The organism is Lysinibacillus sp. NPDC093197 (assembly GCF_044754025.1).
GTDB lineage: Bacteria > Bacillota > Bacilli > Bacillales_A > Planococcaceae > Lysinibacillus.
Genome location: NZ_JBIVOH010000001.1, coordinates 365,031 through 391,609, shown reverse-complemented (window position 1 = coordinate 391,609; position 26,579 = coordinate 365,031). Strand labels below are relative to the sequence as shown.

At 34.0% G+C, this 26,579-nt stretch carries 30 protein-coding genes; 20 read left to right on the top strand and 10 right to left on the bottom strand.

Features of this window, described 5'->3' with window-relative positions:
- The first annotated feature begins 124 nt into the window (after positions 1 to 124).
- From ACIP9G_RS01940 to ACIP9G_RS01925, 4 genes are all read left to right on the top strand, one after another.
- Complete coding sequence (locus ACIP9G_RS01940; protein WP_401016964.1) at positions 125 to 619, top strand: GNAT family N-acetyltransferase; 495 nt, start codon at positions 125 to 127, stop codon at positions 617 to 619.
- 170 nt (positions 620 to 789) lie between these two features.
- Complete coding sequence (locus ACIP9G_RS01935; RefSeq protein ID WP_401016963.1) at positions 790 to 1,656, top strand: GNAT family N-acetyltransferase; 867 nt, start codon at positions 790 to 792, stop codon at positions 1,654 to 1,656.
- Positions 1,657 to 2,114: 458 nt separating this feature from the next.
- Complete coding sequence (locus ACIP9G_RS01930; protein ID WP_172771670.1) at positions 2,115 to 2,264, top strand: hypothetical protein; 150 nt, start codon at positions 2,115 to 2,117, stop codon at positions 2,262 to 2,264.
- A gap of 236 nt (positions 2,265 to 2,500) precedes the next feature.
- Positions 2,501 to 3,781 (top strand): oligosaccharide repeat unit polymerase, encoded by a 1,281-nt coding sequence (locus tag ACIP9G_RS01925; RefSeq protein WP_340824343.1) that lies wholly within the window; start codon positions 2,501 to 2,503, stop codon positions 3,779 to 3,781.
- 133 nt (positions 3,782 to 3,914) lie between these two features.
- On the opposite strand, the gene ACIP9G_RS01920 is transcribed toward ACIP9G_RS01925, so the two are convergent.
- Both ACIP9G_RS01920 and ACIP9G_RS01915 read right to left on the bottom strand, forming a co-directional pair.
- Positions 3,915 to 4,562, bottom strand: a complete 648-nt coding sequence (locus ACIP9G_RS01920; protein WP_401016960.1) for a FusB/FusC family EF-G-binding protein — start codon at positions 4,560 to 4,562, stop codon at positions 3,915 to 3,917.
- A gap of 265 nt (positions 4,563 to 4,827) precedes the next feature.
- A complete protein-coding gene (locus tag ACIP9G_RS01915) occupies positions 4,828 to 5,124 on the bottom strand; it encodes a hypothetical protein (RefSeq protein ID WP_340826469.1) in 297 nt (98 codons plus the stop codon).
- A 388-nt stretch (positions 5,125 to 5,512) separates the two neighbouring features.
- Here ACIP9G_RS01915 and ACIP9G_RS01910 point away from each other — a divergent pair, with 388 nt between their 5' ends.
- The 6 genes from ACIP9G_RS01910 to thrS all read left to right on the top strand — a co-directional run bounded on the left by ACIP9G_RS01910 (position 5,513) and on the right by thrS (position 10,404).
- Entirely contained in the window at positions 5,513 to 5,911 is a 399-nt protein-coding gene (locus tag ACIP9G_RS01910) for a MarR family winged helix-turn-helix transcriptional regulator (RefSeq protein WP_401016958.1), read from the top strand.
- A complete protein-coding gene (locus tag ACIP9G_RS01905) occupies positions 5,911 to 6,258 on the top strand; it encodes a DUF3147 family protein (protein ID WP_340826471.1) in 348 nt (115 codons plus the stop codon). The genes ACIP9G_RS01910 and ACIP9G_RS01905 overlap by 1 nt, the downstream gene beginning before the upstream one ends.
- 15 nt (positions 6,259 to 6,273) lie before the next feature.
- The gene (locus ACIP9G_RS01900) at positions 6,274 to 6,759 is read left to right on the top strand and encodes a GNAT family N-acetyltransferase (protein WP_401016956.1); all 486 of its coding nucleotides are present in this window, start codon (positions 6,274 to 6,276) and stop codon (positions 6,757 to 6,759) included.
- A gap of 107 nt (positions 6,760 to 6,866) precedes the next feature.
- A complete protein-coding gene (locus ACIP9G_RS01895; protein WP_401016954.1) occupies positions 6,867 to 7,352 on the top strand; it encodes a hypothetical protein in 486 nt (161 codons plus the stop codon).
- 163 nt (positions 7,353 to 7,515) lie between these two features.
- On the top strand, positions 7,516 to 8,025 hold the full coding sequence (locus ACIP9G_RS01890) for a hypothetical protein (protein ID WP_401016952.1): 510 nt from the start codon (positions 7,516 to 7,518) through the stop codon (positions 8,023 to 8,025).
- A gap of 456 nt (positions 8,026 to 8,481) precedes the next feature.
- Positions 8,482 to 10,404 carry a threonine--tRNA ligase gene (gene thrS / locus ACIP9G_RS01885; protein WP_401016950.1) on the top strand — a complete coding sequence of 641 codons (1,923 nt, stop codon included), beginning with the start codon at positions 8,482 to 8,484 and terminating at the stop codon, positions 10,402 to 10,404.
- 143 nt (positions 10,405 to 10,547) lie between these two features.
- Here the strand turns inward: thrS and ACIP9G_RS01880 are convergent, their stop codons facing one another.
- From ACIP9G_RS01880 to ACIP9G_RS01870, 3 genes are all read right to left on the bottom strand, one after another.
- Positions 10,548 to 11,030 carry a hypothetical protein gene (locus ACIP9G_RS01880; protein ID WP_401016948.1) on the bottom strand — a complete coding sequence of 161 codons (483 nt, stop codon included), beginning with the start codon at positions 11,028 to 11,030 and terminating at the stop codon, positions 10,548 to 10,550.
- Between the two features lie 227 nt (positions 11,031 to 11,257).
- The gene (locus ACIP9G_RS01875) at positions 11,258 to 11,422 is read right to left on the bottom strand and encodes an aspartyl-phosphate phosphatase Spo0E family protein (protein ID WP_172771661.1); all 165 of its coding nucleotides are present in this window, start codon (positions 11,420 to 11,422) and stop codon (positions 11,258 to 11,260) included.
- A 530-nt stretch (positions 11,423 to 11,952) separates the two neighbouring features.
- Positions 11,953 to 12,507: a GNAT family N-acetyltransferase gene (locus ACIP9G_RS01870; protein ID WP_401016946.1), complete on the bottom strand. Its 555-nt coding sequence runs from the start codon at positions 12,505 to 12,507 to the stop codon at positions 11,953 to 11,955.
- Positions 12,508 to 12,780: 273 nt separating this feature from the next.
- Between ACIP9G_RS01870 and ACIP9G_RS01865 the strand changes: the two genes are divergently transcribed.
- Both ACIP9G_RS01865 and ACIP9G_RS01860 read left to right on the top strand, forming a co-directional pair.
- Complete coding sequence (locus ACIP9G_RS01865; protein WP_401016944.1) at positions 12,781 to 13,248, top strand: GNAT family N-acetyltransferase; 468 nt, start codon at positions 12,781 to 12,783, stop codon at positions 13,246 to 13,248.
- 28 nt (positions 13,249 to 13,276) lie between these two features.
- Positions 13,277 to 13,714: a GNAT family N-acetyltransferase gene (locus ACIP9G_RS01860; protein WP_401016942.1), complete on the top strand. Its 438-nt coding sequence runs from the start codon at positions 13,277 to 13,279 to the stop codon at positions 13,712 to 13,714.
- A 139-nt stretch (positions 13,715 to 13,853) separates the two neighbouring features.
- Here ACIP9G_RS01860 and ACIP9G_RS01855 read toward each other — a convergent pair whose 3' ends face one another.
- Positions 13,854 to 14,591, bottom strand: coding sequence for a class I SAM-dependent methyltransferase (locus tag ACIP9G_RS01855; protein WP_401016940.1), 738 nt, complete (start codon positions 14,589 to 14,591; stop codon positions 13,854 to 13,856).
- Between the two features lie 570 nt (positions 14,592 to 15,161).
- On the opposite strand from ACIP9G_RS01855, the gene ccsB reads away from it, so the two are divergent.
- Positions 15,162 to 16,316 carry a c-type cytochrome biogenesis protein CcsB gene (ccsB, locus tag ACIP9G_RS01850; RefSeq protein WP_340826472.1) on the top strand — a complete coding sequence of 385 codons (1,155 nt, stop codon included), beginning with the start codon at positions 15,162 to 15,164 and terminating at the stop codon, positions 16,314 to 16,316.
- Between the two features lie 77 nt (positions 16,317 to 16,393).
- On the opposite strand, the gene ACIP9G_RS01845 is transcribed toward ccsB, so the two are convergent.
- The 3 genes from ACIP9G_RS01845 to ACIP9G_RS01835 all read right to left on the bottom strand — a co-directional run bounded on the left by ACIP9G_RS01845 (position 16,394) and on the right by ACIP9G_RS01835 (position 19,788).
- Positions 16,394 to 16,594: a cold-shock protein gene (locus ACIP9G_RS01845; protein ID WP_010859201.1), complete on the bottom strand. Its 201-nt coding sequence runs from the start codon at positions 16,592 to 16,594 to the stop codon at positions 16,394 to 16,396.
- A gap of 372 nt (positions 16,595 to 16,966) precedes the next feature.
- A complete protein-coding gene (locus ACIP9G_RS01840) occupies positions 16,967 to 17,593 on the bottom strand; it encodes a response regulator (RefSeq protein ID WP_340824359.1) in 627 nt (208 codons plus the stop codon).
- A complete protein-coding gene (locus ACIP9G_RS01835; RefSeq protein WP_401016937.1) occupies positions 17,590 to 19,788 on the bottom strand; it encodes an ATP-binding protein in 2,199 nt (732 codons plus the stop codon). Before ACIP9G_RS01835 ends, ACIP9G_RS01840 begins: the two co-directional genes overlap by 4 nt.
- Before the next feature lie 213 nt (positions 19,789 to 20,001).
- On the opposite strand from ACIP9G_RS01835, the gene ACIP9G_RS01830 reads away from it, so the two are divergent.
- From ACIP9G_RS01830 to ACIP9G_RS01820, 3 genes are all read left to right on the top strand, one after another.
- Positions 20,002 to 20,922: a hypothetical protein gene (locus tag ACIP9G_RS01830; protein WP_401016935.1), complete on the top strand. Its 921-nt coding sequence runs from the start codon at positions 20,002 to 20,004 to the stop codon at positions 20,920 to 20,922.
- Positions 20,923 to 21,068: 146 nt separating this feature from the next.
- A complete protein-coding gene (locus ACIP9G_RS01825) occupies positions 21,069 to 22,046 on the top strand; it encodes a thymidylate synthase (RefSeq protein ID WP_401016933.1) in 978 nt (325 codons plus the stop codon).
- 175 nt (positions 22,047 to 22,221) lie between these two features.
- On the top strand, positions 22,222 to 22,422 hold the full coding sequence (locus tag ACIP9G_RS01820) for a hypothetical protein (protein WP_340824364.1): 201 nt from the start codon (positions 22,222 to 22,224) through the stop codon (positions 22,420 to 22,422).
- Between the two features lie 121 nt (positions 22,423 to 22,543).
- Here ACIP9G_RS01820 and ACIP9G_RS01815 read toward each other — a convergent pair whose 3' ends face one another.
- Entirely contained in the window at positions 22,544 to 23,083 is a 540-nt protein-coding gene (locus tag ACIP9G_RS01815; protein ID WP_401016931.1) for a hypothetical protein, read from the bottom strand.
- 208 nt (positions 23,084 to 23,291) lie between these two features.
- Here ACIP9G_RS01815 and ACIP9G_RS01810 point away from each other — a divergent pair, with 208 nt between their 5' ends.
- The 4 genes from ACIP9G_RS01810 (at position 23,292) to aspA (ending at position 26,322) form a co-directional block, all read left to right on the top strand.
- Positions 23,292 to 23,498 carry a thymidylate synthase gene (locus ACIP9G_RS01810; protein ID WP_172771652.1) on the top strand — a complete coding sequence of 69 codons (207 nt, stop codon included), beginning with the start codon at positions 23,292 to 23,294 and terminating at the stop codon, positions 23,496 to 23,498.
- A 138-nt stretch (positions 23,499 to 23,636) separates the two neighbouring features.
- Positions 23,637 to 24,047 carry an Rrf2 family transcriptional regulator gene (locus ACIP9G_RS01805; protein ID WP_340824366.1) on the top strand — a complete coding sequence of 137 codons (411 nt, stop codon included), beginning with the start codon at positions 23,637 to 23,639 and terminating at the stop codon, positions 24,045 to 24,047.
- A 75-nt stretch (positions 24,048 to 24,122) separates the two neighbouring features.
- A complete protein-coding gene (locus ACIP9G_RS01800; protein WP_340824368.1) occupies positions 24,123 to 24,752 on the top strand; it encodes an NAD(P)-dependent oxidoreductase in 630 nt (209 codons plus the stop codon).
- 151 nt (positions 24,753 to 24,903) lie between these two features.
- On the top strand, positions 24,904 to 26,322 hold the full coding sequence (aspA, locus tag ACIP9G_RS01795; protein ID WP_401016928.1) for an aspartate ammonia-lyase: 1,419 nt from the start codon (positions 24,904 to 24,906) through the stop codon (positions 26,320 to 26,322).
- Positions 26,323 to 26,579 lie beyond the last annotated feature (257 nt).

The window sequence follows — 26,579 nt, the reverse complement described above, 5'->3', positions numbered from 1 at the left end:
AAATGTTTCTTTAAAAAAAGTGATGAAGAAAGCTTATTGAACTAACCGAGCAGAAGAATAGAGGTCTTGACAACCTTCATGTCGAAAAGAATGTATAACCGCGTAAAATAGAAGGAGAGATACTTTGAAAGAAATTAGGGAAGCAACAAAAGAGGAAATGATAGACATTTATAAGATGGGCTATGATGTTTGGGGAGATAATCTCCCATTTGAAGAATATATAACTATGTGCCAGTCTTCCAAGAAGTATAAAAAGGGAAAGTGGTACGTTCTTGAAGCCACAGAAACAAAGCAACTATTAAGCTCTCTCATCGTTTACGAACTAAATCTTTCTGAAAACCAAATTGTAAAAGGGATTGGTTCAATCGCCACCCCTTTATATTTAAGAAAAAAAGGATATGCTTCTTTATTGGTCAAAGAAACAATAATTAAACTTGAACAGGAAGAAAACTGTAACAACTTTTTCCTATATAGTGATATTGGGATAGAATTTTATAAAGGATTAGGTTTTATTGTACTACCGAATGATAGTCAAAAATATAATGACAGCGTTTGTATGTATTACTCAAAAGATAATGATATCGACTCCATATCACTTGATATCCCCGATTACTTTTAAAGCACAACCTTATTGCCTTTTTTATGGCTTAAAAAGGCTTTGGCAGCGGGGTAGCCAAAGTGTTAGTTGAAAGAGCTTAACAAGGCTTTTAATCTTAATAAATTTGTAATCTAGACAGATTATCAAGGGAAATATTGAGAAAATATTCATTAGAAAAGTGAGGGAAAGCCATGAATATTTCGTATAAATTGATGTCTTCATTAAGCTTTGAAGAAGCACATGTCCTATTTAATCGTGGATTTGAAGGCTATTTAGTGCCGATGAATTTATCTTTTGATACATTCTTAAGTCGATTTGCAAATGATGGATATTCTCCGGCATTATCTATCGTTGCATATGATGGAAAAGACCCAATTGGCTTTGTGCTCCAAGGAATTAGAGAAGTGAAAGGTCAAAAGATTTCTTGGAATGGTGGAACAGGTATTATTCCAGAATACAGGGGTAAGAAATTGGGCTATTCCTTGATGGAGGAAGCGGAAAAAATTTTAAAAGAACATAAAGTTTCAGTAGCAACTTTAGAGGCGCTGTCAGAAAATAAGCCAGCTATATCTTTATATGAAAAGTGTGGTTACAAAGTAGAGGACGATTTATTCTTTTTACGTGCAAATAAAATTTTAAATAGTAATTTACCAAATCTTGACGGCTATGAAATTATAAGAATGCCAGCTACCCAAACTATTGGATCAGATTTATTTCCAACAATCGTCCCTTGGCAAACGGATGCTAGTAATACGCCAAAACTAGGTGGAGAAGCTGTGATAATTTCGAAGAATGGAGAAGTGCAGGCAGCTTGTCTTATTCGAAAAAAATGTGTGTTTGGCAATAAGACAGAAAACATTACTTTATTTCAGGTGAAGGAAAATGGAAATGAAGATGCGCTAAATAAACTCCTCGCATACGCTTTAGAATATGACCAAGCTATCAATCGTACAACTTATAACTTCTTAAAAGGAAATGGCCGTGTAGTTTCTTCTTTACTGGAAAGTGGTTTTGAAAATACTTCTATATCACAAGTTTTTATGACAAAAATCTTCTGAAATATTCGATCGATTATAATCGTCAAAATTACCTATTCGAGCATGGACGGACACAACCAATTTCAATTGTCACATGGCAGCAACCATATAAGTCGTCTAGCGTAGGACGTAGCAGTAAGTCCAACTGCTAATCTGTATGATGCTGCCACACATAAATAAGGCAGGAGCAATCGTTCGGAAGCTCTGGATCCTATTGTGAATAATAAGATAATCCGCACTTTTGATTATTTTAGAGATGATTCTGCAAAGGCACTTGAACTAAAAGCTAGAAACACTACTAAAATTAAACTTGAAATGAACGATAAAAGTAATTTCATATATAGTTCCTCCTTTAATAAAAACTAATTCTCTCCTTATCTTAATATTATTTATTATTAGACATTAAATTTTATTTTTCCTCTAATTCTATTGTATTATTTTTATCAGGGGAAAACATATTATTTAAGAGAGGTGTAGTCATGGAAAACAAAAAACGCAATGTACGCAATGATGATAATAATTGGATTCCAGAAAGAAATATAGTGAAAGGATTTACTTTCAAAGGATTCCTAATTTTTATCATTATATTAATTATCGGATCGCTTGTTAATTATTTTTTAAAACAATAATTTTTTGATTATACATTTACATCTTTTTACTCTTATAAAGATTGTTTTTACCACTAATGCAACAGTGCTATTAAAACCTTGTATGTAATGAATAGGCAGCACTAAACTGTAAAATTGTTTAAATCCCTCGTATAAATTGGAAACTATCTATAAAATTTACAAAAAATATGATATACTGATTTTGTTTTACAAAAATCAAAGAGGAGGGGAAGTAACATCTACAAGGTGTGATATGTATGAGCAAATTGAAACAAAGTTTTGGAAAATTAAATAAAATTGATATGTTTTCTCCGTATTTCTTTTTGCCATTTATTTTACTGTTATATTTTTTTATCAGTTTATTTGATTGGCATAAATTTGAACAATTCGGTATACATGTATCTATATGGCCAGCTGTAATATTAGCTGTTATTTGTTATTACATAGGTGTATTGATAATTGATAAACTTGAGTGGACAATTCCATCGTTCGGACTGTCGTTCTTAGGGAAATATGTGATCCATTTTATAGTTGCCTTGACATTGCTTGGGCTAGGCTCCTATTTAATGATGATTTTTAGTGGCAACTTAGGGATTACGGACGAAGCAAATCGCCGTAATTTAGATCCAAAGTTAAACTTCTTTAGCCAATTATTATGGTTTGGTGTGTTATTGCTCTTGTCCTATAAAATGATTTTGGAAAAGACGATGACATGGAAAAAGGCAATCGTATATGGTTCAATTTTTGCAGTTGTCATGTTTTTATTTTTATTAATGGGCTACCGTACGCCACTTATCATTATGTTATTTACTGGCATCATTATTTTCCACTATGTTGTAAAAAGAGTGAAATTAACATGGTTTTTAACCGCATTGGTCGTAATTGGTGTAGCATTCTCGTTGTTTGGATTTATACGTGTCCTTACAGAAGATACGTCACAGGAATTCAATAAGCGTGAGCAACCCGATGTAGAATTAACTGCTGAGGAAAGAGATAAACTATTAACGGCTGAACAAAAAGTAAACTTAGTACCGAAATGGGTTCGAGCATTAAATGCTGAAGCTGTCACAAGTCATATCGTTTTAAGTACGATAATTGAATACACAAAAGAAGAAGATTACTTAAAAGGTGAAATTCATAAAGGAATATTTAGTACAATTTTACCTGGTGAACAAATTTCACCTCGCATGAGGGTTACAGAGGTCGTCAACTCGATTACGAGCGAACGTGGTGTAAATGTTACACGTGAACAGCGAACAACTACCCCAACATTTATAGGTCAATTGTTTTTAGATGGGGGTTATTTATTAGTTGCAATTGGCTTCCTATTATATGGTGTCTTAATTTCTTTAATTTATAATAAAGTAAAGCAAAATGGTATTCGCAGTTTCCACACTGTCGTTTACGCATTTACAATTACCGTGTTTACCGTTTCAATGCATACAGGTTTACTCGATTTAATCTTTGTTCTTATGCTTGGCTTCGTTATTATCGCATCTTCCATTATAACAACCGATAAGCGCATGCTTGATTTATAAAATATAGGCAAACTATCCTTTAAAGTTAAGGCAACTGCTTTTAAGGATGGTTTTTTTGTGGGGAAAGTTTGCCAGATTGTATTAACAACATACAAAATACAGCCTTCCCTAAAGTAGGGAAGGCTGTTTATGATCAAGTAATACGCTCAAAAAACGTAATTGTTTTATTCATATCTGTTACATGTTGATTACACGTATCGCTGTCAGCACAAATGTAATTACTATGGTTCGTATAAGTGCCCACGACATTCCCTTTGATGGAAGTTGTAAATAGTCCAACATCAGCGTGACGATTACAAATTGCGCATATACCACGAACCGTATTATTTGCAAAAGTGCCTTTAATTGCTTTTAGCTTATCGTCTTGCTCAAGAATGACATATTTACGATGTGTACCAAGATCATCCCACGCGAAATAACAAATTTGTTGAAAATCTAATCGTTCTAGATTTGGCAACTTTAGCTTTTTTTCTTTTTTAAACAAGCTTTTTATAGTGCTTGCTGTAATTGGCTTAAATGGGATGACATATAACTTCAGGTCTTGTAAATACGATTCACCTGCTGCACGCTCTGTTACTGAATAAATGGGCTCAATCAGTTGGGCTTCTGAATTTGTCATGACAACATTTTCAGAAATCTCTTTTTGGACAAGGCCACGCACAGTTTGAATGACATTTGTATCTTTTGAAGTAGCTATTGTTTGTAAAATTTTATTCATTTGTTGACCAAGTAAATTATAGTTTGCAACCGTTAAAAACGGCTGAATTGCTTGTTTTTCCATGTGAAATCACTCCTGTAAATTAGGCTTTTGTATTTGCGGCCTAAAGAGATCATCCATTTGTGGAGTTAACCTAGACCTCTTCGACCTGTAGATAGGCGGGTCTAGAGCAGGCATTACAATAGAATGCGACCATTTCGATTCCTCCTTGTAAAGAGAACTATTATTATTTTAACATTTTAAGGCAATGAAATAAAGAAAGAGGTGGCGTTTTTCTAAAATAAAAAAGGACTGTGCTAAGCAGCCCTATAACCGTGCATTATTGGATTTATGACACCATAGACATAATAAATTTCCCTGAAAGCATGAAAATTGCATAGACGAGTAATGCACCTATAACAGCAATGCTAGGCTTATACCAGTTTGTTAATAGGAAGGCGAGTACAGTGAAAAGTAACATGCCTACTGCTCCAAAAACTGTATTTTGTAAAACGCTATGAAAGGTGTCTGCTTTCATATTTTTCATTTGCATACCCATATTAATGAGCGTCAGAATTGGCAAGGCAGTAATAATGCCCGATAAAAATAAATATTTTGACTGACTTAAAAGCAAAGCAAGCACCATAATGGCTCCACCGACAAAAAAATACACTAAATATAACACGCGTAACCCTCAATTTCGTATTCTCTTCTAGATTTAGTAGTGTAATGATACTGCACATAGTACATGCTTACAAGAGCCTATCAGTGTTAGTAGAAAAAAGTTATTAAATAAAGGAATCAATTTGAAATAACTAGCGATTTTCAGCGCTGAGGTGAAAAAGATTTTACGACTACTTACGTTTAAGGTTCTTAATGATTATTGTTGTTCGATTCCAATTTCGTTAAAAACAATAAATAACGACAATAGAACGATAGCTAAAATTTATCGTATATTCATAGTATTCTCTTTTAATATATCGCTAAGTACGATATAATCGTTATTGACGATATATTAAAGGAGTATAAAATATATGATACAAGATATTAACCATTATTTCACAAATATTTTTTATCATCTCCATACAACACATGAAGATGTGATTTCCCATCAAAGTGTGCGTATTTTACAGATGATTCAAAAGGAAGATGAAGTGACAGTCCGCGATATTGCAACGTTGCTTAATATTTCACAAAATACAGCTTCAGAGCATATAAAAAAGCTTGAGCGTCTTAGCTGGGTTGAGAAGATTCGAGCAATCGAAGATCAACGCAAAGTTAAGCTCTATCTAACGGATGCAGGGCGAATTGTTTTAAAGAAAAATACGGAATTAGACGATAATAAGCTTAAGCAAGCACTGAACCTATTAACCGAAAAAGAACAACAAAGTGTTTTGGAAGCATTTCGGCTATTAAGTGAGGTGTCGAAATGATGTATACACTCGTAAAAATTATTAGTTCCGCAGCAATTATCGCTATAGTGACAGAAGTTGCAAGAAGATTTCCTACATACGGTGGTGTGATTGCCGCGTTACCACTTGTCAGTATTTTGAGTATTATTTGGCTAACAGTTCAAAGTGAACCAAATGAGCATATTCAGCGCTTTATGGTAGGGGTTATCGTTGGGCTTCCAGCAACGATGGTCATGCTTTTTGTGATGTATATGGCGATGAAATCATCTATCCATATTGTTTTTGCTATAGCGCTAGGAGTAGCATCATGGACAATCTGCTTAGGTATTCAGAAAGCAATTGCTGGAGTATTTCATATATCAATTTAAAGTAGGTGAAGTTAAATGTCAGTTATCAATATTTCACAAGTGAATAAAAAGGATGTCATCGAGTTTTTTCAAACGCATTGGGGAACTACAGAAATGGTTATTTCCAGTGGGATTTATGATTGTAGTAAGTTAGAAGGCTTTGCTTTTATTAACGATAATAAAAAAATCGCAGGTCTAGTAACATACGTAATTCGTGAGGATGAATGTGAAATTATTTCTCTCGATAGTATGGAAGAGGGAAAAGGTATCGGGACATTACTTGTACAAGCAGTAGAAGAGTATGCATGGCAACACCGCTGTACAGTTGTTTCACTCATTACAACGAATGATAATTTACATGCATTAAAATTTTACCAAAAGCGTGGCTATTACCTCGTAGAAATTTTACAAAATGCAGTAGAACGTGCAAGAGCAGTGAAACCTGAGATTCCACTAATAGGCAATGACGGAATTCCTATTCGTGATGAAATACGTTTGCAAAAACTATCTGCCTCGTTTTGAGACAGATGGTTTTTTGCATTTGAATCGATAGCCACTATGGTGAAATATATTCCGCTGCCTATCATTTCTCGCTATAATTGTGTTGAAGATTGAAAGTGAGGAATCCAATGAAAAAAATATTATTTATCCTATTCTTTAGTGTGCTAGTAGTGGGAGCGGCATTTGTGATTTATTTGAAAAGTAATCCGCCACTTGTTATCAATGGGTATACAAGCGCTGATGGTAACCCTACTATCCGTTTAATCGAAATTGAAAATAAAGGTATAAGAGAGCTACAGTTACAAACGATTCTTGTCGATGAAAAATTACCGGAAAGTGCAAAGCTTATTGTCAGCAAATCAGAACCATTTGAAACAGATACAAAAATTGAAAACAACCCAAACATGTCATTTCATAAATTAACGCAAGTAAGTATTTTTCCAAGTCAATACATAGACAGACAGGCGATTGGTAAACAACCGCAACATTATGCAATACAAGTAAATGCTACAACGATTCAAAAAGTTACAATTCAATATAACTATTTGAAAATACCATTTACATTAACAGCGGTGCTTCAACCAAATAACGAGCAAAAAAATGATGCCAATTAAAATAGTTAAAAAACGAAACAGTCCTCATTTATGCAAAACTAAATTATTTGTCATATCGTTTATGCCGATGTCATTTCATAAGATTGTTTGATGAAAAAATCCCTTTTTTCCTAAATCATGGTAATCTAATGGTAATAGTTATCGCGATGATAGGAGGGGTCTAATGGAATTAGTAATAGTTGGTGTCGTGCTTGTACTTAGTATTTTAGGTACCATTTTAGTTGTTGTTAAGAAGCAGTCTAAAGGTGATGTAATGCTCCAGGTTGAAGCAATATGTGAAGGAAAGAATGAATTGGACCAGGCCGTTATGAAGATATACTTTACGTTTTCAATCGGAAAACTTGCCAGTCGTAGTAAAGAAATTATCGGTAGTATTGATTGGTCAGAAGGATGGATGCCAGTCAGCTACAATTTGAAAGAACATGGAAGCTATAGGGAAGACCGAATCCCTACATTGATAGAAGACAAATACACTACTTTTGATATAGATGCGACGAATGCAATTGATAGTCAAGGTAGTGGTGAGGGCTATATTGTTCTTGTATTAGAAAAACCGACGCATACAATGCTGTCTAGAGCAGGTGTAATGCTAGTCGTAACGGCTAACTTAGTGTCCTATCAATTGTCAGAATCTATAAGCTGGCATAATGAAGTAGTGGTCAACCATTATTAACTCATAAAGGATAGAACTAACGATAAATGCGCAATCCCATAACAAAAAAATTTTCAGAAAAAATGTATGCGTTTTACACACAGTGATATCAATAAAAAGGGCATAGTTGTTAATGTAAAAATTAATTTTCAAATATTGACAAGTATTTAGATGTCCGATATAGTAAATACCAATTTCATGAAACAATGAAAATAGCTATGACAAGGACAAGAGAATTGATGAACGATTCACAGAGAGGGAAGCCTAGCTGAAAACTTCCTAATGCCGCATCATTTTTTACTACCTTTGAGCAGTGCTTGGAAACATGCACCGTAATTGCGACGTTACAGCAAAGTCAATGAGCTGCTAGTGCAACTAGTGGGAATTTGGGTGGAACCACGGGTAAATTACACATACTCGTCCCTATTTTGGGACGGATATGTGTTTTTTTTATTTTCTAGTAAAGGAGAAAAGAACATGTCAAATCAAGTATTAAACATTCAGTTTCCAGATGGAAAACAACAAGTATTTACAAAAGGTGTTACACTAACCGACATTGCACAGGCGATTAGCCCCGCACTGCGCAAAAAAGCAATTGTAGGAAGTGTGAACGGAACCATCACTGATTTGACGCGCCCTATATTGGCAGATGCCCAAATCAATCTATTTGATGCTAGCTCACGCGAGGGAATCGAGGTTATTCGTCATTCAACTGCTCATTTATTAGCACAAGCTATTAAACGAATATTTCCAGATGTGCAGTTTGGGGTAGGGCCTGTCATTGAAAATGGGTTTTATTATGATATCGATTTAGCACAATCCCTTGTACCAACAGACTTACAAAAAATAGAAAAAATGATGAAACGAATTGTTCAAGAAAATATTGAAATACATCGAAAGATAGTATCGCGAGAAGAAGCTAAACAGTTGTTTCAGCATGATAAATTAAAGTTGGAATTACTAGCTGATATTCCCGAAGAAGATATAATTACAGTTTATGAGCAAGGTGATTTTTATGATTTATGTCGCGGGCCGCATGTATCGTCAACAGGTAAATTGCAACACTTTCAATTAATGCAAGTTTCTGGAGCGTATTGGCGTGGCGATAGCCAAAATAAAATGCTTCAGCGCATTTATGGTGTTTCATTTGCTACAAAAGAAGAATTACAAGATTACTTTGTATTTTTAGAAGAAGCAGAAAAACGCAATCATCGTAAATTAGGAAAAGAACTTGAATTATTTATGTTTTCCGAAGAAGCACCAGGCATGCCGTTCTATTTAGCAAATGGTCAAATTATTCGAAATGAATTAGAATCCTTTTTACGAAATCTTCAAACGAAGTATGACTATCAAGAGGTTCGTACACCATTTATGATGAACCAGCGTCTATGGGAACAATCGGGACATTGGGACCACTATAAAGACAATATGTATTTTACACAAGTAGATGCTCAAAGCTTCGCATTAAAGCCGATGAATTGTCCTGGACATATGTTGATTTTCAAAAATGCAAGACATTCATACCGTGATTTGCCGATTCGTATGGCAGAATTTGGGCAAGTTCATCGACATGAATTTAGCGGTGCATTAAATGGTCTATTACGTGTACGAACATTTTGCCAAGACGATGCCCATATTTTTGTCACACCAGAACAAATAGAGGATGAAATTAATTTAGCGCTGAAGATCATTGATCACACGTATCAAGTATTTGGCTTCCAATATGAAATTGAATTATCGACACGTCCTGCTGATTTTATGGGGGATGTTCAGCTTTGGGATAAAGCAGAAAGAGCATTGGAAAATGTTTTAAATAATGCAGGATATGCTTATAGAATAAACGAAGGCGACGGCGCATTTTACGGACCTAAAATTGACATTCACATAAAAGATGCTATTAAACGCAGTCACCAATGTGCAACAATTCAACTAGATTTCCAACTGCCTGAGAAATTCGATTTAACATATTTAAACGAACAAAACGAAAAAGTAAGACCTGTCGTTATCCATCGTGCTGTTTTTGGCTCAATTGACCGCTTTTTAGGCATTTTAATTGAACATTTTGGCGGCGCATTTCCAACTTGGTTAGCACCACAACAAGTAATTGTGCTAGGCGTTGCTACTATCCATCAAGAATATGTCCAACAGGTTGTACATGCACTTGAAAAAGAACAAATACGAGTCCGAGTTGATAACCGTCAGGAGAAGCTCGGGAAAAAAATAAGAGATGCACAGATGAAGAAAACACCATATATTCTAGTATTGGGCGATAAAGAGCGCGACAATCAAAGTGTAACTGTACGCAAATTTGGTCATCAAGAGTTAAATGAAAAAACATTGCAGCAGTTTGTTGATGAAATCAAACAAGAAATTTTACAAAAAGCGTTACCTACTAGTTAATAATAGAGAAAAGCCTGGTTGGATAGTTCAATCAGGCTTTTTCTCATTACAAATAAAAGTAAATTATTTATTATAAATTGCAAAGATTATGCTTCTAGTAATGGTTATTCAAGCATAGTATATAGTAAATGTACTTTATAGGATCAAAGCGGTTTATCAGCTTTTAGTATTGGTGAATACGTACTACTACCTAATAGTATATTATTCGTTTCTGCATCGACCACTATATATTTATGAAATTCTTCTTGTTCGTTTTGGCGATATGAGGCTAAAAAATATACTTGTCTGTTTGGATGAATCATAATGTGATCTGAGAGATCTAATTTTCTACTGTTGTCATTTGTTTGCATAGTAAACATTTTATGAGTGTCAGGCACTTCTTTAAATAGAATTTTTTGGCGAACGTTAAACGATGAATCTTTATACTCTTCATAGATGGATTTATCTAATTGCTTATAAAATTCGTCTTCAACAAGAAATGATTGAAAGTGATTACTAGGGTATTGAAGCGTAGTGTCAGATGTTGTGATAGGTTCACATATAGTAGTTGTCGACTCTTTTGGTAAAGTCTCTGTGTGTGAAAATAAATTAGAAATAACGACCAAGGTTAAAAACAGTACTTGCATAATTTGGCCTCCTATAATTAGTGTTATAGGTAGATTTCCCAATTTTTTGTTATGTATACGTTTTACTACAGTAACATATTGAAAACTAAGGAATATCGAAAGGACATTTTAACAAGTAATTAGACTGAGCGAAAAACCAGCCAAGTAAACAAAACATTATTTCTGACTGGTTTTATCGAAAATGGGATTATATTATAAAATTTATTTATAAATACTCCTCCTTTATATTAGGATGCTTGTTTTAAATATTTATTTAGTAAAACATCAAGTTCTTGGCTATAATCTACTACGGCGGGGTGTGTAAATCCTAAATCTTTTGCCTTTTTATACATAATTCTCCTTTTAATCTCAATTTCAAACTTCAAGAATTGTTTAAGCAATAAATGTACCAACTTATTCTCCTCCTAATTTTTTTCCGCATATTCTTGATTTTAAATTCCAATGACTTTGATTCAGCTTTTTCATTGTATATCACTTAAAACAAAAAAAATGTCACATTGTGTATCGAAATTGAAATTCGTAATTTAGTCACAAATTAGTCTAAGTATCTATAAAAATAATGTGAATTCTAGTGAAAATTTTTTACCCTTTTATTTGATTAATAAGTTATGTATTAGCGGATTGACAGTGTTTTTTCTTTAAAAAATGGTTAGAATAAAACTTTTTACGTTTGTGTCTTTTTTACTATAGAGAATAATCTATCTAACTAGAATCGTTAATGAGAAACGTTACAATATTTCATTTCTTGTCGCAATTTATCAAATTCTATTATTTGCTGTTTAATTATTAGGAATAATTCTTTTTCTTAAAATTCCTTGACATATATATACTTTTTTTCTAAATGATTAAAAAGTGAAGTCAATATACGGTACATTATAAATGAGTAACGCACACATTCATTATGTTGAATGTGTGCGCTTTTTTAACTAAGTGGGGGCCACTCTTCACGTAATAGGCCGAATAAGATAATATCGTGAAATTTACCGAAGCGGAAAATTTCATTACGAAGGGTGCCTTCTTTTGTAAATCCACATTTTTCATAGGAACGTATCGCGCCTACATTAAAGCTGAACACTTGTAGTTTAATTTTGTTTATTGCAATGTAGTCGAAGATGAACGTGATGAGCGTCTGCATAGCATCAGTTCCTAATCCTTTACCTTGCCATTTTTCACTCAAAGATATGCCTACTAAACATGTACTATTAATCCAGTTAATAGAATATACACCACATGAACCAATAAGCTGTTGCGTCGTCTTTTCAAAAATACCAAAGAAAAATTCTTCCTTTTTTCCACTAATACTTTGAAAGAAAGAAGAATGGTCTTCTACTGTATGTGGGAATGGAATTTCATCATTAGCAAGTAATAAAGTATGTTGTTCACTCTCTACCTTTATAAACTCTTCTAAATCAGAAGATGCCATTTGCTTCAAAATAATCGATTGTCCATTAAGAAAATCTTTAAAATATTGTTCCATGTAAATTCTCCCTTGTACAAGGGTTGCAGTGTAAGTTAACATCCCTTTGAAATTAGTTTGTTCCAAACATTTCTACTGCTTTTAGCGCAATCATAGTCGCATCTCCTTTAAATTGAATAGTATAATAATAGCATAGTTTGGAATTTAAAGTAAATAAATGAAAAAATAACATGATAGTGTGTGATTAGTTAGTAAATTTTAAACTTTGATAATCTGCTATTAATTTCTAAAATATGTTAAAATTATTTGTGAGTAAATGGAAGAAGGGATAATATGCGACTAAAATTTTATGATACATCCGATCGTTCATTAATTGAGCAATATACGTTAACTAAAGAGCAGCTTCGCTATACAATGTCTCCTCAGGCAAGTATTGAATTAGTTAAAACTGATAAAAGTCGACATGCAGTGTTAGCGATAAAAGAAGGGAAGCTCGTTACTTTTTTTGTTCTTCATGAAAAGGAAGGGGTAAAACCTTACACTGGAAATAATCAAGCTTTATTAATTCGTGCATTTTCAACGGATGTCAATGAACAAGGTAAGGGGTATGCAACTGAAGCATTACAATTATTGCCCTCGTTTGTGCAACAACATTTTCCTACTATAAATGAACTAGTTTTAGGTGTGAATTTTCCTAATATCGCAGCACAGGCTCTTTATAAAAAATGTGGCTTTGTAGATGAAGGCGTCAATGCAGCAGGGATTAACGATGAGTTGAAAGTAATGAGTTATTATTTATAATCTGACAAATGAAATAAGGGTGATTGAAATGATGCCAGTAATAGAGGCAAGTATAGAGCATATTGATGACCTATGTACAATGGATAAAGAAGTGATAGGGGAATATTCAAGAAAGGATATGATAATAAAAGCAATTGAAGAAAAGCGATGCCTTATTCAAAGAACGCACAGCGGTATTGCAGGATTTTTAATTTTTACGACTAATTTTTTTGAATGTAGTTTTATTTCATTGATCATTGTAAAACCTTCTGAACGAAGAAAAGGGGTGGCTTCATCACTACTAGCTAGTTTTATCAGTATGGCACCAACACCCAAAATTTTCTCCTCTACAAATCATTCAAATTTGCAAATGCAAAAAGTATTTGAAGTGGCTGGATTTAATAGAAGTGGCTATATTGAAAACTTGGATGATGGTGATCCCGAAATCATTTATTTTAAATCAAAAGTGATTGAAATTGGGAAGTAATTGTTTAAGTGCCTGTCACTTACCATATACATCTTATAAGTAAAAATCCACATTGCTTTCCGCGGCACAGTGTAAGCCGCAGAAGTCTACGTGGATTTTTACTTGGAGATTTCAGAATTGTTTGAGTGCCTGTCACGTTTTAATGCTTTTTTGCTTTTACTAATAAAAAGGAAGGTTTCCTTAATTCTTTTTTTAATTTTGGAAGAGCTTGTATTGCTTCGTTAGAAGGGATAGGTTCTTCAATTTTCTCGATAGTGAGTCCATGCGCAATTAGTGTATTGAGTATAGTTGATAGCGTTCGATGATACTTTATAACACCTTCCACTAACCAGGTTTGCTCCCTTAAGCCTTCCGCTTGATAATCATCAATTGCATAATGACATAAATCATCATCCTCATCGCAAATCCAATTATCCGTATCTTTGCGTGCTGTGACAATCGGGTGTTCTATTGAAAAAATGACTACACCATCATTACGAAGCAATGACGATACTTTAGCAATGACTGCATTAAAATCTTCTATATAATGTAGAGCGAGAGAGCTTGTAATACAATCAAAGCTATTTGCAGGTGCATTAAATTCCTCAAATGATTGTAAACAATAAGAAATGTTTGGGCGCGCATGCAATGTTTTAGCAACAGCAAGCATATTTTTCGACACATCTATCGCTGTTACATGCCTCGCTTTGTTCTCAATACAATACGTTGCAAATTCCCCCATACCACAGCCAATATCAAGTAACTGTAAATCATGTAGATCGGGTAGTAATGCTTTAAATGCTGGCTGCTCAAGTAATTGATTGTAATTGAATGGTGATGTTCGTAATTGTCGGTATTGCTTAAAGAAATTTGGATTATCATAAATATTTTGTTGCATGTAAAACCTCCGATTTATTTTACATAACGTTATGTTTCATTTGCGCATGATTATTTTCTCATACAGCCAAAGAAAGAAATAGACTTATAATATAATTTTTGGTAATATGTAGATAGAGGCATGTCTGCTTTCATAAAAACCAACTTTTTGCGTAAGTGAAAAGTTGGTTTTTTTTTGAAATCCTATAATAAGGAGATGTTGTTTTGGCAAAATAATTAGTGTTGAAAACTACATTATGCATATACCTCCTTACAACTATTGTTCATCTATTTTTACTGACGCTTTCAAATGGGCGAAGTTTGATAGGCTTCACAATGATTATCCCGCTCCTCTCAGCAATTCTTATTCAAAAAATAGGTGCTAGTCTACCTATTGTATATTCGTTATCCTGTTTGTATTCCTTTGCTTCTTCTTGTATCGTCACATCTTTGTAACATATACCTTTAATAGTAAAAATTTACAGAGAGAAGAAGGCACTTAATGTAACGGGTTACGTTCTTTTTATGGAGAGGCATTCACAGCTTCTACCAAAAAAGGATGTTGGAGGTCGTTATGTTGGGAACTGAAAAGATATTAAGTATGAGTGGGTATTCGTTATTTGCAGCTTTTATTTTACTGTTAATTGCCATTTTACCGTTTGGACTTGCAGTAAAATCATCAGGACATACGTTTAAGAGACTTGGCCTTATACTTACATATTCCGCCTTTGTCTTACAATTATGCTATTTTATTTTAAGATGGTTTGCAGTAAAACACGCACCTGTTAGTAATATGTACGAGTTTATGACGTTTTTTGGCATTATGCTAACGGCAAGCTTCCTCATTATTCATTATTTGTATAAGCAAATTGTTGTAGGGTTGTTTGTCATACCTGTAGTATTAATGATTCTCGGTTATGGAAGCGTTTTTACAAATGAAGTTACACCACTTGTACCTTCATTACAAAGTAATTGGTTAACAATTCATGTTATGACAGTTGCTTTTTCCAGTGCTATTTTATCTATCTCATTTGCAACGGGGATAATTTATTTACTAAAAACGTTGGATGTTCAAAAACGATCACTTAGTACGATTATGTTAGAATTTGTCATGTACTGTTTGCTTGTTGTCATTGGCTTTAGCGGCGTATCGACTGCTTTTACTATAATGAAGGATGACGTACATCTTCAATTTGAGAATACACAAGGCAAGGAAGAACAGGTTGTCTATACGATGACACCACTTATAGTCAATGCCGGAGCGTTAAAGGAAAATGGAGATTCTACAGGATTATTGAAAGTACCTCAAACTATAGACGCAAAAAAGTTAAATTCGATCGTTTGGGCATTTATTGTGGGAACCATTTTATATGGTATCATACGTATTCTCTTTAGAAAGTCGATTATTGTGTTATTAAAGCCGCTGACAAAACGTGTTCAGCCTGCATTAATGGACGAAATTTCTTATAGAGCCGTTGTGATAGGCTACCCATTGTTTGCTTTAGGTGGTTTATTGTTTGCAATGATATGGGCACAAATTGCCTGGGGAAGATATTGGGGTTGGGATCCGAAAGAAGTTTGGGCACTTATTACATTTTTATTTTATGCTGCTTTTTTACATCTGCGTCTTTCCAAGGGATGGGAAGGGGAGAAGACTGCATGGTTATCTATAACTGGCTTTGGCATTATCGTTTTTAATCAAGTATTCGTTAACTTGGTGATTGCGGGTCTCCATTCTTACGCGTAGAGAAATAATGATAAATGAAAAGAGACATCCATAAAGGATGTCTCTTGGAGTTTGAACTGTTAATTCTTGAAAAAGAATTAAAGTTTTACAACGTTTGTAGCTTGAGGGCCACGGTTACCTTCTTCAACGCCGAATTCTACTTTTTGTCCTTCTTCAAGTGTTTTGAAACCTTCAGATTGGATTGCAGAGAAGTGTACGAATACATCGTTTCCACCTTCTACTTCGATGAAGCCAAAACCTTTTTCTGCGTTAAACCATTTTACTGTACCTTGAGTCATTTAAAAAACCTCCAAAAATAAATTCAACAATCATATTCCTTCATTCTGTATTAAATAAACACATAATCATAAGATCGCAAGAACACGTTACTATTGAATACGTGGTTTCATTGTTTACGATGAAGTAATTTAATTATTACTTTCATTATATAACAGATTCATACATTTATCCAGCAAATGCCGTTTTTTAGTAAGAAAAAATTACATAATATTGTTTCTAAGTATAATGATTGACCCATTTACTGAAAGAAAAGAGGTATAAACAACCTATTTTGTTAATAAAAAGCGATAAATTGAATTGATTTTATACCATTATCACATTTGAAGAAACTATGTAAACTTATACAAAATTTTTAAGTTGCGCTTATGACATTAGTCAATCCATGCTTTTTCTTTTGCAACAATTACTGCCTCAGCACGTGATTCCACTTGCAATCTTACAAAGAGTTTAGATAAATAATTTTCCACTGTACGTTGGGTAACCCCAATTGCAGAGGCGATGGCTTTATTTGTACAACCTTGTGCTACGAGCTGCAAAATTTCTTGTTCCTTATGACTTAGTAATACTTCTTGTTTTGCATTGGAACGATTCGAGTGCTGTTTAACAAAGTCCAAAAAATCAGCCGATAACAAAATTTCCCCGCGCAAAGTAGCTTGGATTGTTTGAATAACTTGTTCTTTCGTAGCAAGCTTTGATAAAAGTCCATCCACTTTTTTTTCAACGAGTAGCTCGTAATAATCGGACAACTCATAGCCTGTATAAAGTATTATCAATGCTTCAGGTTGTATTTTCTTAATCATTTCAGCAAGTTGAATGCCATTTATCGGTTTCATATTAATATCAATTAAAAAGAGCTGGAAAGTTTGAGTCTCCATTCTGGAAGCGACATTAGCACTTTCTTGCTCTGTTTCAATATGGACATTTTCTAAGTCTTGTAATAATGTTTTCGTTCCGTCTAAAACGACAGGATGATCATCTACAATCAATATATCAATCATTTGTATGGTTCCTCACATTCCTCTTGAATTTGAATAAAAACATGCATGCCATCATTTGGTTTGGAGGTAATGGTCATTTCTCCGTTAAACGCTCGAACACGTTCTCGAATTCCATTAATGCCCATAGAAGCGGATGATTGCATTAAATCTTCAATATTACAGCCGATACCATTATCGTCGTATTGGAGAACAAAACCATTGTTAATCGCAAGTAGTTTTAGTGAAACCTTCGATGCATCAGCGTGTTTAATTGCATTATTGAGCAGTTCTTGAACTAGGCGATAGACGACTAAATGTAAAGTTACATCTTGAAACTGAACTCGGTCAATTTGAGTATTCAATAGAAAGTTAGCTCGAATTTTTACTTTTTGTACAAGTTTTTTTAAAGCCATTTCTAAACCAAAAGTATCGAGTAATGGGGGACTTAGATTTTCACAATACTCCCGTAAATCTTTAGTGGCATTAATAAGCTGCTCCCGAATGTCTAACACTTTTTTTTCTTCAATAATAGGAGAGCTTGCTATAACATCTAATTCCCTCGCCAAATGGAGCTGCTCCTGTAAAATAGTGTCATGTAACTCCTGTGCAAGTATACTTTTTTCTTTCTCAATAATATTCCATAATAATTTATCGAGCCAGGGAAGTTGGGTGTTATTCGTGTCTTTCATGTGCTGAATATCGCGTACTAAATCTTCAATATGCTTTAAATTGTCGATAAACATAGAGACATATAAAGCAAGTAACTCCAACCAAAGTAACTCTTCTTTTTGTAATGTGTGTCTTATCCGAATAAGAATCTTTTCATCCACTGTATCATGGATAAGTAGTTGTGTCATTTGGTTCTCAATTTGGATGCCGCCTTGGGGAAATTGAACATCCTCGGTTATTGTTTCAAGGGTAAATGCTGTAGTACCAAGTTTTTCGGTAATTTCATTTTTAAGTTTATTAAGTAATTCCTGTTGATTTTTTGCATTTCCAATGCGATTAACAGCCGCATATAAATTATGTACATAATCACCAGATGACGAAAATATAATTTTTCGATGTTTAAAATCAAGTTGCTCTTTTACATAGAAGCTTGTAATAAAGCCTAAGAAAAGAACGATAAAAACAACAATTAGCATTGCAATTGTAAGTTGTTCAAATAACAATATTGCTAAAAACGTAGTTATAATTAGTGAGATAAAAAAGGCAAGTGATGAATAATAGCGAAAACGAGATAACTGGTACTCAATATCAAACAATCGTTCATTTAACTGAATGAAAATAAAGGAAAAAGGAATAAATAAAATAAATAAAACACTTATTTCAGGCTGAATGATTGCTTTGTTAACTAAAATTTCAGGTACAACAAATAATAGTAAAAAAGGTAAAAAAGGTATAATACATGAAATGGCAATTAATCGTATTTTCGCTAACCGTGTTCGTAAATAGCTAGTGAGTAATATAAAAATAGCGTATAAAATGAGTAATGCAAATAAACCAAGCGTAACATTAGGCGTGATATCCTTAAATTGTGGCACAAATAATTCAATGACATAACAAGATGGAATGATGACTAAAGGAATAAAATAGAGCCACCTAGTATCTAAGTATGACCATTTTATGTGTAAATAATGGAAATACTGTTGTAAAAAGTGAATAATTAATACTAAGCATAAGACGATACAAATTCCATTGACAATCATGCCTACTACATTCCCTCGACTTGAAGCACCTGTGCTTGTGTAAGCTAACGAACATGTTAAAAGAAATAGTATTAGTAATTTTGTTATGAAATTATCTTTATTATGTTTCCATAAGTAGAAAGCAACACAAAAACAAAGGATGAAATAAAACATCGGAAAAACGATATGTGTATAAAACTCTTCAGGAAGATCACGGTGTTTTACTTCAATTGTATGTACTGTACTGTCTGCTTTTAATATCGACAACTCATTTGCACTGGCGACGTAAGAATCTCGTTGGGACGATACATAACCTTTCGTAGAATGTTGATCGATGGTCAGAATGGTGTCTCCTTGTTCAATATTCTGTTGTTGTGCCCAACCTATATAATAAGGATCAATGACGACAGGGAGCTCACTAGACGTATCGACTAAAATGTTAATAAAAGGGGCACGAATTGCAATAACAAGTACATAAATGCCAATAAGTAAGTAGGTGATAAAAATACTAGAAGTCAATTTGTGCATAATATATCCTCTTTATTTTTCATAATCATTATGAAAATGCCTCGTTTCATCAATAAGTATCTACTATATTATCCATAATTTTAGGTTTTTTTGGAATACCGAAACAAGGGGTTTCGGAAAACCACTATCATTTTTTCGGAATAACGAAATAGTCTTTTCGGTAAAAGCTGTGATAATGTGAATCTAGCTTATGAGAAGGAAAGGGGAGCCTGCATGAAAAGAAGTGTGCTAACACTAATCCTATTTTTCCTAGTCGCCATCTCTATGTATCCGATGACAGCAATCGCTAAAACTATTGTTAAAAATCCTGTTGAAGTGGATATCTGCATCATAGGAAGTGACAATCATTTTGTTTATAAGATTCCTAAACAGTTACATAACAATATGCAATATAATGAGATGAAAAATGATATAGAAGCCTCCTTAGCTAGTCATTGGAAAGTGGAAAGTGCTCATTTTGAAACAAATCAATCTGATGTATTTTATACATTTTTTATCGGGGATTTATTTCAAGAGAAACAAGATGGTCAATTGAAATTATCAATCCCCTATCGCACATTAGTAGGGATGTTTAGTGAAGATGAGGCTATACAATTGCGTATTATGGCAAGTAAATTAGCAAATTGGCAAGTAAATGCTAAAGAATGGTCAACATTTGGATTTGACCAGCCACTAACATTTTTGAGTGAGCGAGAATACATCTATAATGGTGCAGTTAACGAACTGTTACAGCAGCGAGTTGCGCATTTCGATGGGGCAATTGCAAAACAACAAATGATCTTACGTAGTATTATGTATTTTAGCTTTATTATCGTTCAAATTTTTACATGCTTGATTTTATCTAAACGTTTAAAAAAGCGAATTATTCAGCATCCAGAAAATATGCATCAATTTAGAAAGCTAAACTATTTATATCAACTCATTCCGTTATTAATTATCATTGCACAAATTGCTTTTTTAGTGATGTCTGGATTACTAACAGCATTTGGACTCTTTTTTAGCCCTGGCATTGATTTATTATTTATTGTTGGGCCTATTCTTGTATCAATTATATTGTTACCGATTTTTTTCGTTGCAACAGAAAATGAAATTTCTAAAGAATTACACGATAAAACGTTGGGTTCAAACATGTAATGGACCTTTAAAAAAAGGACAAAACGAAATTATTGCAGTTTCTAATGTAGATGTTGAATTGTAGTTTGTTTTTGTATTTGGGCGTCCATTTACCAACATTAGATGGTATAATGTTCAACAGCATATTTGAAGGAGCTGGTGACAAATTGACGCATCCAGAAACTGCGTATTTAAATTTACTACAACATATATTAGAAAATGGTGTGAAAAGGGACGACCGTACCGGAACAGGTACATATAGCGTCTTTGGCTATCAAATGCGCTTTGATTTAAGTAAGGGTTTTCCACTTTTAACGACAAAGCGAGTACCATTTAAACTTGTAGCAAGCGAGCTTCTTTGGTTTATTAAAGGTGATACTAATATTCGCTACTTATTACAAAATAATAATCATATATGGGACGAATGGGCTTTTAAAAAATGGGTAGAATCCGATGAATATCGTGGCCCTAATATGACTGATTTCGGTCGTCGTTGTCTAACGGACGAAGCGTTTAATGCGTTATATCAAGCTGAGCTGACATCGTTTTGTGACCGCATTGTTAATGATGATGATTTTGCAAAGAAATACGGTGATCTTGGCAATGTCTATGGCAAGCAATGGCGTAATTGGACAACATCGAATGGGGAAAGTCTTGATCAATTACAAGACGTTATCCACCAAATTAAACATAATCCAGATTCACGTCGCATTATTGTGAATGCTTGGAACCCAGAAGATGTCATTAATGCAGGTGCAAAGGGGAGTAAAGCTGCTTTGCCACCTTGTCATGTAATGTTCCAATTTTATGTAGCAGAAGGTAAGTTAAGCTGTCAATTAATGCAAAGAAGCCTTGATACGTTGCTCGGGTGTCCATTCAATATTGCATCTTATGCATTACTAACACATTTAATTGCCCATGAATGTGGACTTGAAGTTGGCGAATTTATTCACAGTATTGGCGATGCGCATATTTATGCAAATCACATAGAGCAAGTGAAAGAACAGCTCTCTCGTGAGCCACGGGAACTACCAACCTTGAAAATAAACTCAGATAAAACGTCAATTTTCGAAATAGAACTTGAAGATCTTTCCATCGAGGGCTACAACCCACATCCAGCAATTAAAGCACCAATTGCGGTATAAAAGAAGAGAGCAGCAACCAAAATGGTTGCTGCTCTTTTGATTAGAAATACTAAAATAAGCAATCTGTTTTTAAGAAATAGGAAAGAAGTCGGATGGTTAAGTAATGGCACGTCTATTATAGTGTTAATGGTATTAATAGGAATATTTTCTAATAAAATGTTTAGGGGTGGCTGTGTTGAAAGAAAGATTGTTGCTTCAAACACCAAGAAATGCGAAATTTCTTCGGTTGAAGGAAAATATACAAGGAGAAGCTTCGTTGCTTAGAAAGCAACAGGTTCAACACGATAGTCCACATATATCAACTACATTATCGCAAGAACAAATAGTGAAAATGATGCAAATTGTTGAGGAAATTCGGCTTCATGGTTATAAATAAACAGTTAAAATGTAAGCGTCTTCTATATGCGTTATGTTATATACATAAAATTTCAAGTAGACAAGTATGAAAAAACTTGTTTTTCTAAAACTATTTAGTAATAGAAAGAAAGTGTATCAAATTAATAAGAAATGACTTCTCCGTTTTTATCATAAAAAGTAAAAATTGCAGGAAACGTATTTTCTGCATTAGGAGGTAGTTTAAATGTTTTCATAAATGGTGCGGATGTATCAACTTCAATTTCTTTTTCAAAATTCATTAAGTTTGTCAATTTAATTTTGGCAACATTGCTGTCTAATTCGTGTACATATAGTGTGCCATAATTGCCTTTATTTGTTTTATATTGTCGATAGGTTTCCGAGGGATCTGTTGCTAAATAAATAAATTTAAGTTTACCATTCCAACCTTTATTAAAACGTGCATGACCATATTTACTATCGTTAATTTTCAATTGTACTAACCACATATTTGTTTCTTCTATTCGTTCAAAATGCATTATTTGTATGCTACTGTCGATAAATTCCTCTATAAAATCTTTCACTGTCGTTTCGGATGACTTTAGATGATAGTCTTTATAATAAGCATTTCCGTAAATGAACACTCCTAATAATAGGAATGGTGAAAATAAGCATATTACTAATGGTAATATTTTGATTTTCATACTAAATATCCTCCTTTTTTATAGAAAATACTTTTACTGATTTTTTTTAAAATTTATCATTAAATTAAGAAAAAAAACAAGGAGGAAACCATTATGATTTAATTAAAAATTTCACTTTTTTAGTATAGGGATTCAACTAAATAGTAATAAATAAATGCTATAAAAATAAGCACCTTCTAAGCTATAATGGCAAAGGAGGTGTTTTTATATGAATGTGTTTTTTATTGAAACGATTTCAGGGATGGAACTTTTACATATAGTGTCACATGATGTCGCTGGCATACTTGCAGCTGCGCAAGGGGAGAGCGTAACGTTTCCTGTTGGCCATTTTAAATATGAGTTTCATAACTTAGATTTTTATGAAGAAAATGGGCAAATCCAACAAGAGCTCGTTATTTATGTGTCCAAAATATAAGATTAAAGTTGTGTGTTCACATAATGCATTTCTTAACATGTATTGTGTACATTTAAATTGAACAGGCTAAGGTAAGAGCAAAAAACTTGTGATTATCTCGACCTGTAACTATAATAGTTACAACAGGTGGTGATTCATATGGTGAACAGTCGATTTTCGGTCGCAATCCATATACTTTCGCTCATTGCAACAACATCTGATAAAAGTCAGCTAACATCGGATTATATTGCTGGTAGTGTGAATACAAATCCAGTAGTCGTGCGACGTATGATTGGCGTATTAAAAAGAGCTGGTTTGTTAACATCGCAGTCAGGAATTGCGGGTTATGGGCTCGTTATTGAACCAAAGGATTTGTCTTTATTGACCATCTATCGTGCGATTGAAGGACCAGAGCAACTTTTTGCAATTCATGATGAGCCAAATCCAGCATGTGCGGTTGGTCGAAAAATTCAGCACACGTTAGAAGCCGTTTATATAGATGTTTGGCATGCAATGGAAAAACAGTTACAAGCACAAACTTTACAAGATGTGCTAGATCAACTTCGTTAATGTAAAACGAGGTCGGTCTTACTGTGATTAACCTGTAACTAAAATGGTTACAATTATATTGAGGAGGAATTTAAAATGAAAATAGGCGTTATTGGAGCAACAGGGAAAGCGGGACAAAAAATAGTTGAGGAAGCATTGCAACGTGGCCATGAAGTTACTGCCATCGTTCGTTCAGCTTCTAAAGTAACAGAAGACATTAAAGTGATTGAGAAGGATGTATTGGAATTAACACAAGAGGACATGAAGGATTTTGATGTTGTTGTTAATGCATTTGGAGCGCCTTTCGGACAAGAGGAGTTACATGTGAGAGTAGGACGTCATTTGATTGCTATTTTCAAAGGCATTGCAACAAAATTATTTGTTGTCGGTGGCGCAGGAAGTTTATTTGTTGATCCAGAGAAAACAGTTCGTGTTATGGATACACCAGATTTTCCGGAAATGTTCTTTGCTACTGCAAAAAATCAAGGTGAAAACTTAACGGATTTACAAGCATCAAGTATTACGTGGACATTTTTAAGTCCTTCTGCAATGTTTGATCCAGAAGGTCCACGAACAGGGCACTATACTACAGGAAATGATCATCTACTCGTAAATGCGTCGGGTGAAAGTTACGTCAGCTACAGTGATTTTGCCATTGCCGTTTTAGATGAAATTGAAAATCCACAAAATATTAATAAACGTTTTACTGTTTCTTCAACGAAATAATAATGCTACCGAGCGTGCGAATTGCGCTCGGTTTTTGTTGATTATCGTCAAAATTGAAAAAAACTTTCGAATTATGTTGAACTGACTGTTTACAAGACGGCATTTATTAGCTACTATCAGTGTGAGTATTACTTCAAAGGAGACGACAATAATGTCCACACAACGTATAGAAAAAGATTTTTTAGGTGAACGAGTATTACCAGCAGAAGCTTATTATGGGATTCAAACGCTTCGCGCAACAGAAAACTTCCCGATTACAGGTTACACAATTCATCCAGCCCTTATAAAAGCAATGGGAATAGTTAAGAAAGCTGCTGCACTAGGTAATATGGAAGTACACCTATTATCAAAAGAGATTGGAGAGGCAATTGTCGAGGCTGCACAAGAAGTCATCGATGGTAAATGGGATGCAGAGTTTCTTGTAGACCCAATCCAAGGTGGTGCAGGCACTTCTATTAATATGAATGCTAACGAAGTTATTGCGAACCGTGCACTTGAAATTTTGGGTAAAACAAAAGGTGAATACCAAACGATTAGCCCAAATAGTCATGTTAATATGTCACAATCAACAAATGATGCCTTCCCAACAGCTATTCATATCGCTGTTTTAAATTTAATAGATGAACTTCTTGTTACAATGGAAAATATGCAAGCTGTATTCCATCAAAAAGCAGAGCAATTTGCCCATGTCATTAAAATGGGACGTACGCATTTACAAGATGCGGTACCGATTCGCTTAGGACAAGAGTTTGAAGCATATTGCCGTGTAATTAACCGTGATATTGTCCGTATTCGACAAACACGTCCAAACTTATATGATGTAAACATGGGTGCAACTGCTGTTGGTACAGGGTTAAATGCATTCCCAGATTACATTAAATCTGTAGATGAGCATCTTGCTGACATTTCTGGCTTGCCATTAAAAGGTGCTACACATTTAGTAGATGCTACGCAAAATACAGATGCATATACTGAAGTGTCCGGTGCACTTAAAATTAGTATGATTAATATGTCTAAAATTGCGAATGACTTACGTTTAATGGCATCTGGTCCACGTGCAGGTTTAGGTGAAATCATTTTACCAGCACGCCAACCTGGGTCTTCAATTATGCCTGGTAAAGTTAACCCTGTTATGCCAGAGGTGCTTAACCAAGTAGCATTCCAAGTAATTGGTAATGACCATACGATTTCTTTAGCATCTGAAGCTGGTCAATTAGAGTTAAACGTTATGGAACCTGTGCTTGTCTTTAACTTAATTCAATCTATTAGCATTATGAATAATGTTTTCCGTGCATTTACAGAAAACTGCTTAAAAGATATTGAAGCAAATGAAGAGCGCATGAAAGAATATGTAGAGAAAAGTGTTGGTGTCCTAACTGCAGTGAACCCACATATTGGCTATGAAGTAGCAGCACGTCTTGCGCGTGAAGCGATTCTTTCAGGACGTTCAATTCGTGAGCTTTGTATTGAATCGGGTGTTTTAACGAAAGAACAATTAGATTTAATTTTAGATCCATATGAAATGACACACCCAGGTATCGCTGGTTCTAGTATGATGAAATTAAAATAATTTTTTAAAAGTACTTTGCAATTGTTTAGTACTTAGATTGTCGACAGAAGGCATTAGGAGTAAACTCTTAATGCTTTTTGTCTTTTTTAATTCTTTTGAAAGGCATTAAAAAGAGTGTCTTTTACAAACGCGTATGTAGAAATTAAATGCCCTTGTCTTTTTTATTCTTTTCCACTAAATAAAAAGTAGGCGTTTTTCTGTGAATATTAGGATAAATCAACTATAATAATGGTATTATAGTAATATTATAGTTGGGG

Bases quoted from the DNA above. Each gene is read 5' to 3' on its own strand.
- ACIP9G_RS01935 (WP_401016963.1), top strand. From the start codon at position 790: ATGAATATTTCGTATAAATTGATGTCTTCATTAAGCTTTGAAGAAGCA.
- ACIP9G_RS01930 (WP_172771670.1), top strand. From the start codon at position 2,115: ATGGAAAACAAAAAACGCAATGTACGCAATGATGATAATAATTGGATT.
- ACIP9G_RS01925 (WP_340824343.1), top strand. From the start codon at position 2,501: ATGAGCAAATTGAAACAAAGTTTTGGAAAATTAAATAAAATTGATATG.
- ACIP9G_RS01920 (WP_401016960.1), bottom strand. From the start codon at position 4,562: ATGGAAAAACAAGCAATTCAGCCGTTTTTAACGGTTGCAAACTATAAT.
- ACIP9G_RS01915 (WP_340826469.1), bottom strand. From the start codon at position 5,124: ATGGTGCTTGCTTTGCTTTTAAGTCAGTCAAAATATTTATTTTTATCG.
- ACIP9G_RS01910 (WP_401016958.1), top strand. From the start codon at position 5,513: ATGATACAAGATATTAACCATTATTTCACAAATATTTTTTATCATCTC.
- ACIP9G_RS01905 (WP_340826471.1), top strand. From the start codon at position 5,911: ATGTATACACTCGTAAAAATTATTAGTTCCGCAGCAATTATCGCTATA.
- ACIP9G_RS01900 (WP_401016956.1), top strand. From the start codon at position 6,274: ATGTCAGTTATCAATATTTCACAAGTGAATAAAAAGGATGTCATCGAG.
- ACIP9G_RS01895 (WP_401016954.1), top strand. From the start codon at position 6,867: ATGAAAAAAATATTATTTATCCTATTCTTTAGTGTGCTAGTAGTGGGA.
- ACIP9G_RS01890 (WP_401016952.1), top strand. From the start codon at position 7,516: ATGGAATTAGTAATAGTTGGTGTCGTGCTTGTACTTAGTATTTTAGGT.
- thrS (WP_401016950.1), top strand. From the start codon at position 8,482: ATGTCAAATCAAGTATTAAACATTCAGTTTCCAGATGGAAAACAACAA.
- ACIP9G_RS01880 (WP_401016948.1), bottom strand. From the start codon at position 11,030: ATGCAAGTACTGTTTTTAACCTTGGTCGTTATTTCTAATTTATTTTCA.
- ACIP9G_RS01870 (WP_401016946.1), bottom strand. From the start codon at position 12,507: ATGGAACAATATTTTAAAGATTTTCTTAATGGACAATCGATTATTTTG.
- ACIP9G_RS01865 (WP_401016944.1), top strand. From the start codon at position 12,781: ATGCGACTAAAATTTTATGATACATCCGATCGTTCATTAATTGAGCAA.
- ACIP9G_RS01860 (WP_401016942.1), top strand. From the start codon at position 13,277: ATGATGCCAGTAATAGAGGCAAGTATAGAGCATATTGATGACCTATGT.
- ACIP9G_RS01855 (WP_401016940.1), bottom strand. From the start codon at position 14,591: ATGCAACAAAATATTTATGATAATCCAAATTTCTTTAAGCAATACCGA.
- ACIP9G_RS01845 (WP_010859201.1), bottom strand. From the start codon at position 16,594: ATGACTCAAGGTACAGTAAAATGGTTTAACGCAGAAAAAGGTTTTGGC.
- ACIP9G_RS01840 (WP_340824359.1), bottom strand. From the start codon at position 17,593: ATGATTGATATATTGATTGTAGATGATCATCCTGTCGTTTTAGACGGA.
- ACIP9G_RS01835 (WP_401016937.1), bottom strand. From the start codon at position 19,788: ATGCACAAATTGACTTCTAGTATTTTTATCACCTACTTACTTATTGGC.
- ACIP9G_RS01830 (WP_401016935.1), top strand. From the start codon at position 20,002: ATGAAAAGAAGTGTGCTAACACTAATCCTATTTTTCCTAGTCGCCATC.
- ACIP9G_RS01815 (WP_401016931.1), bottom strand. From the start codon at position 23,083: ATGAAAATCAAAATATTACCATTAGTAATATGCTTATTTTCACCATTC.
- ACIP9G_RS01810 (WP_172771652.1), top strand. From the start codon at position 23,292: ATGAATGTGTTTTTTATTGAAACGATTTCAGGGATGGAACTTTTACAT.
- ACIP9G_RS01805 (WP_340824366.1), top strand. From the start codon at position 23,637: ATGGTGAACAGTCGATTTTCGGTCGCAATCCATATACTTTCGCTCATT.
- ACIP9G_RS01800 (WP_340824368.1), top strand. From the start codon at position 24,123: ATGAAAATAGGCGTTATTGGAGCAACAGGGAAAGCGGGACAAAAAATA.
- aspA (WP_401016928.1), top strand. From the start codon at position 24,904: ATGTCCACACAACGTATAGAAAAAGATTTTTTAGGTGAACGAGTATTA.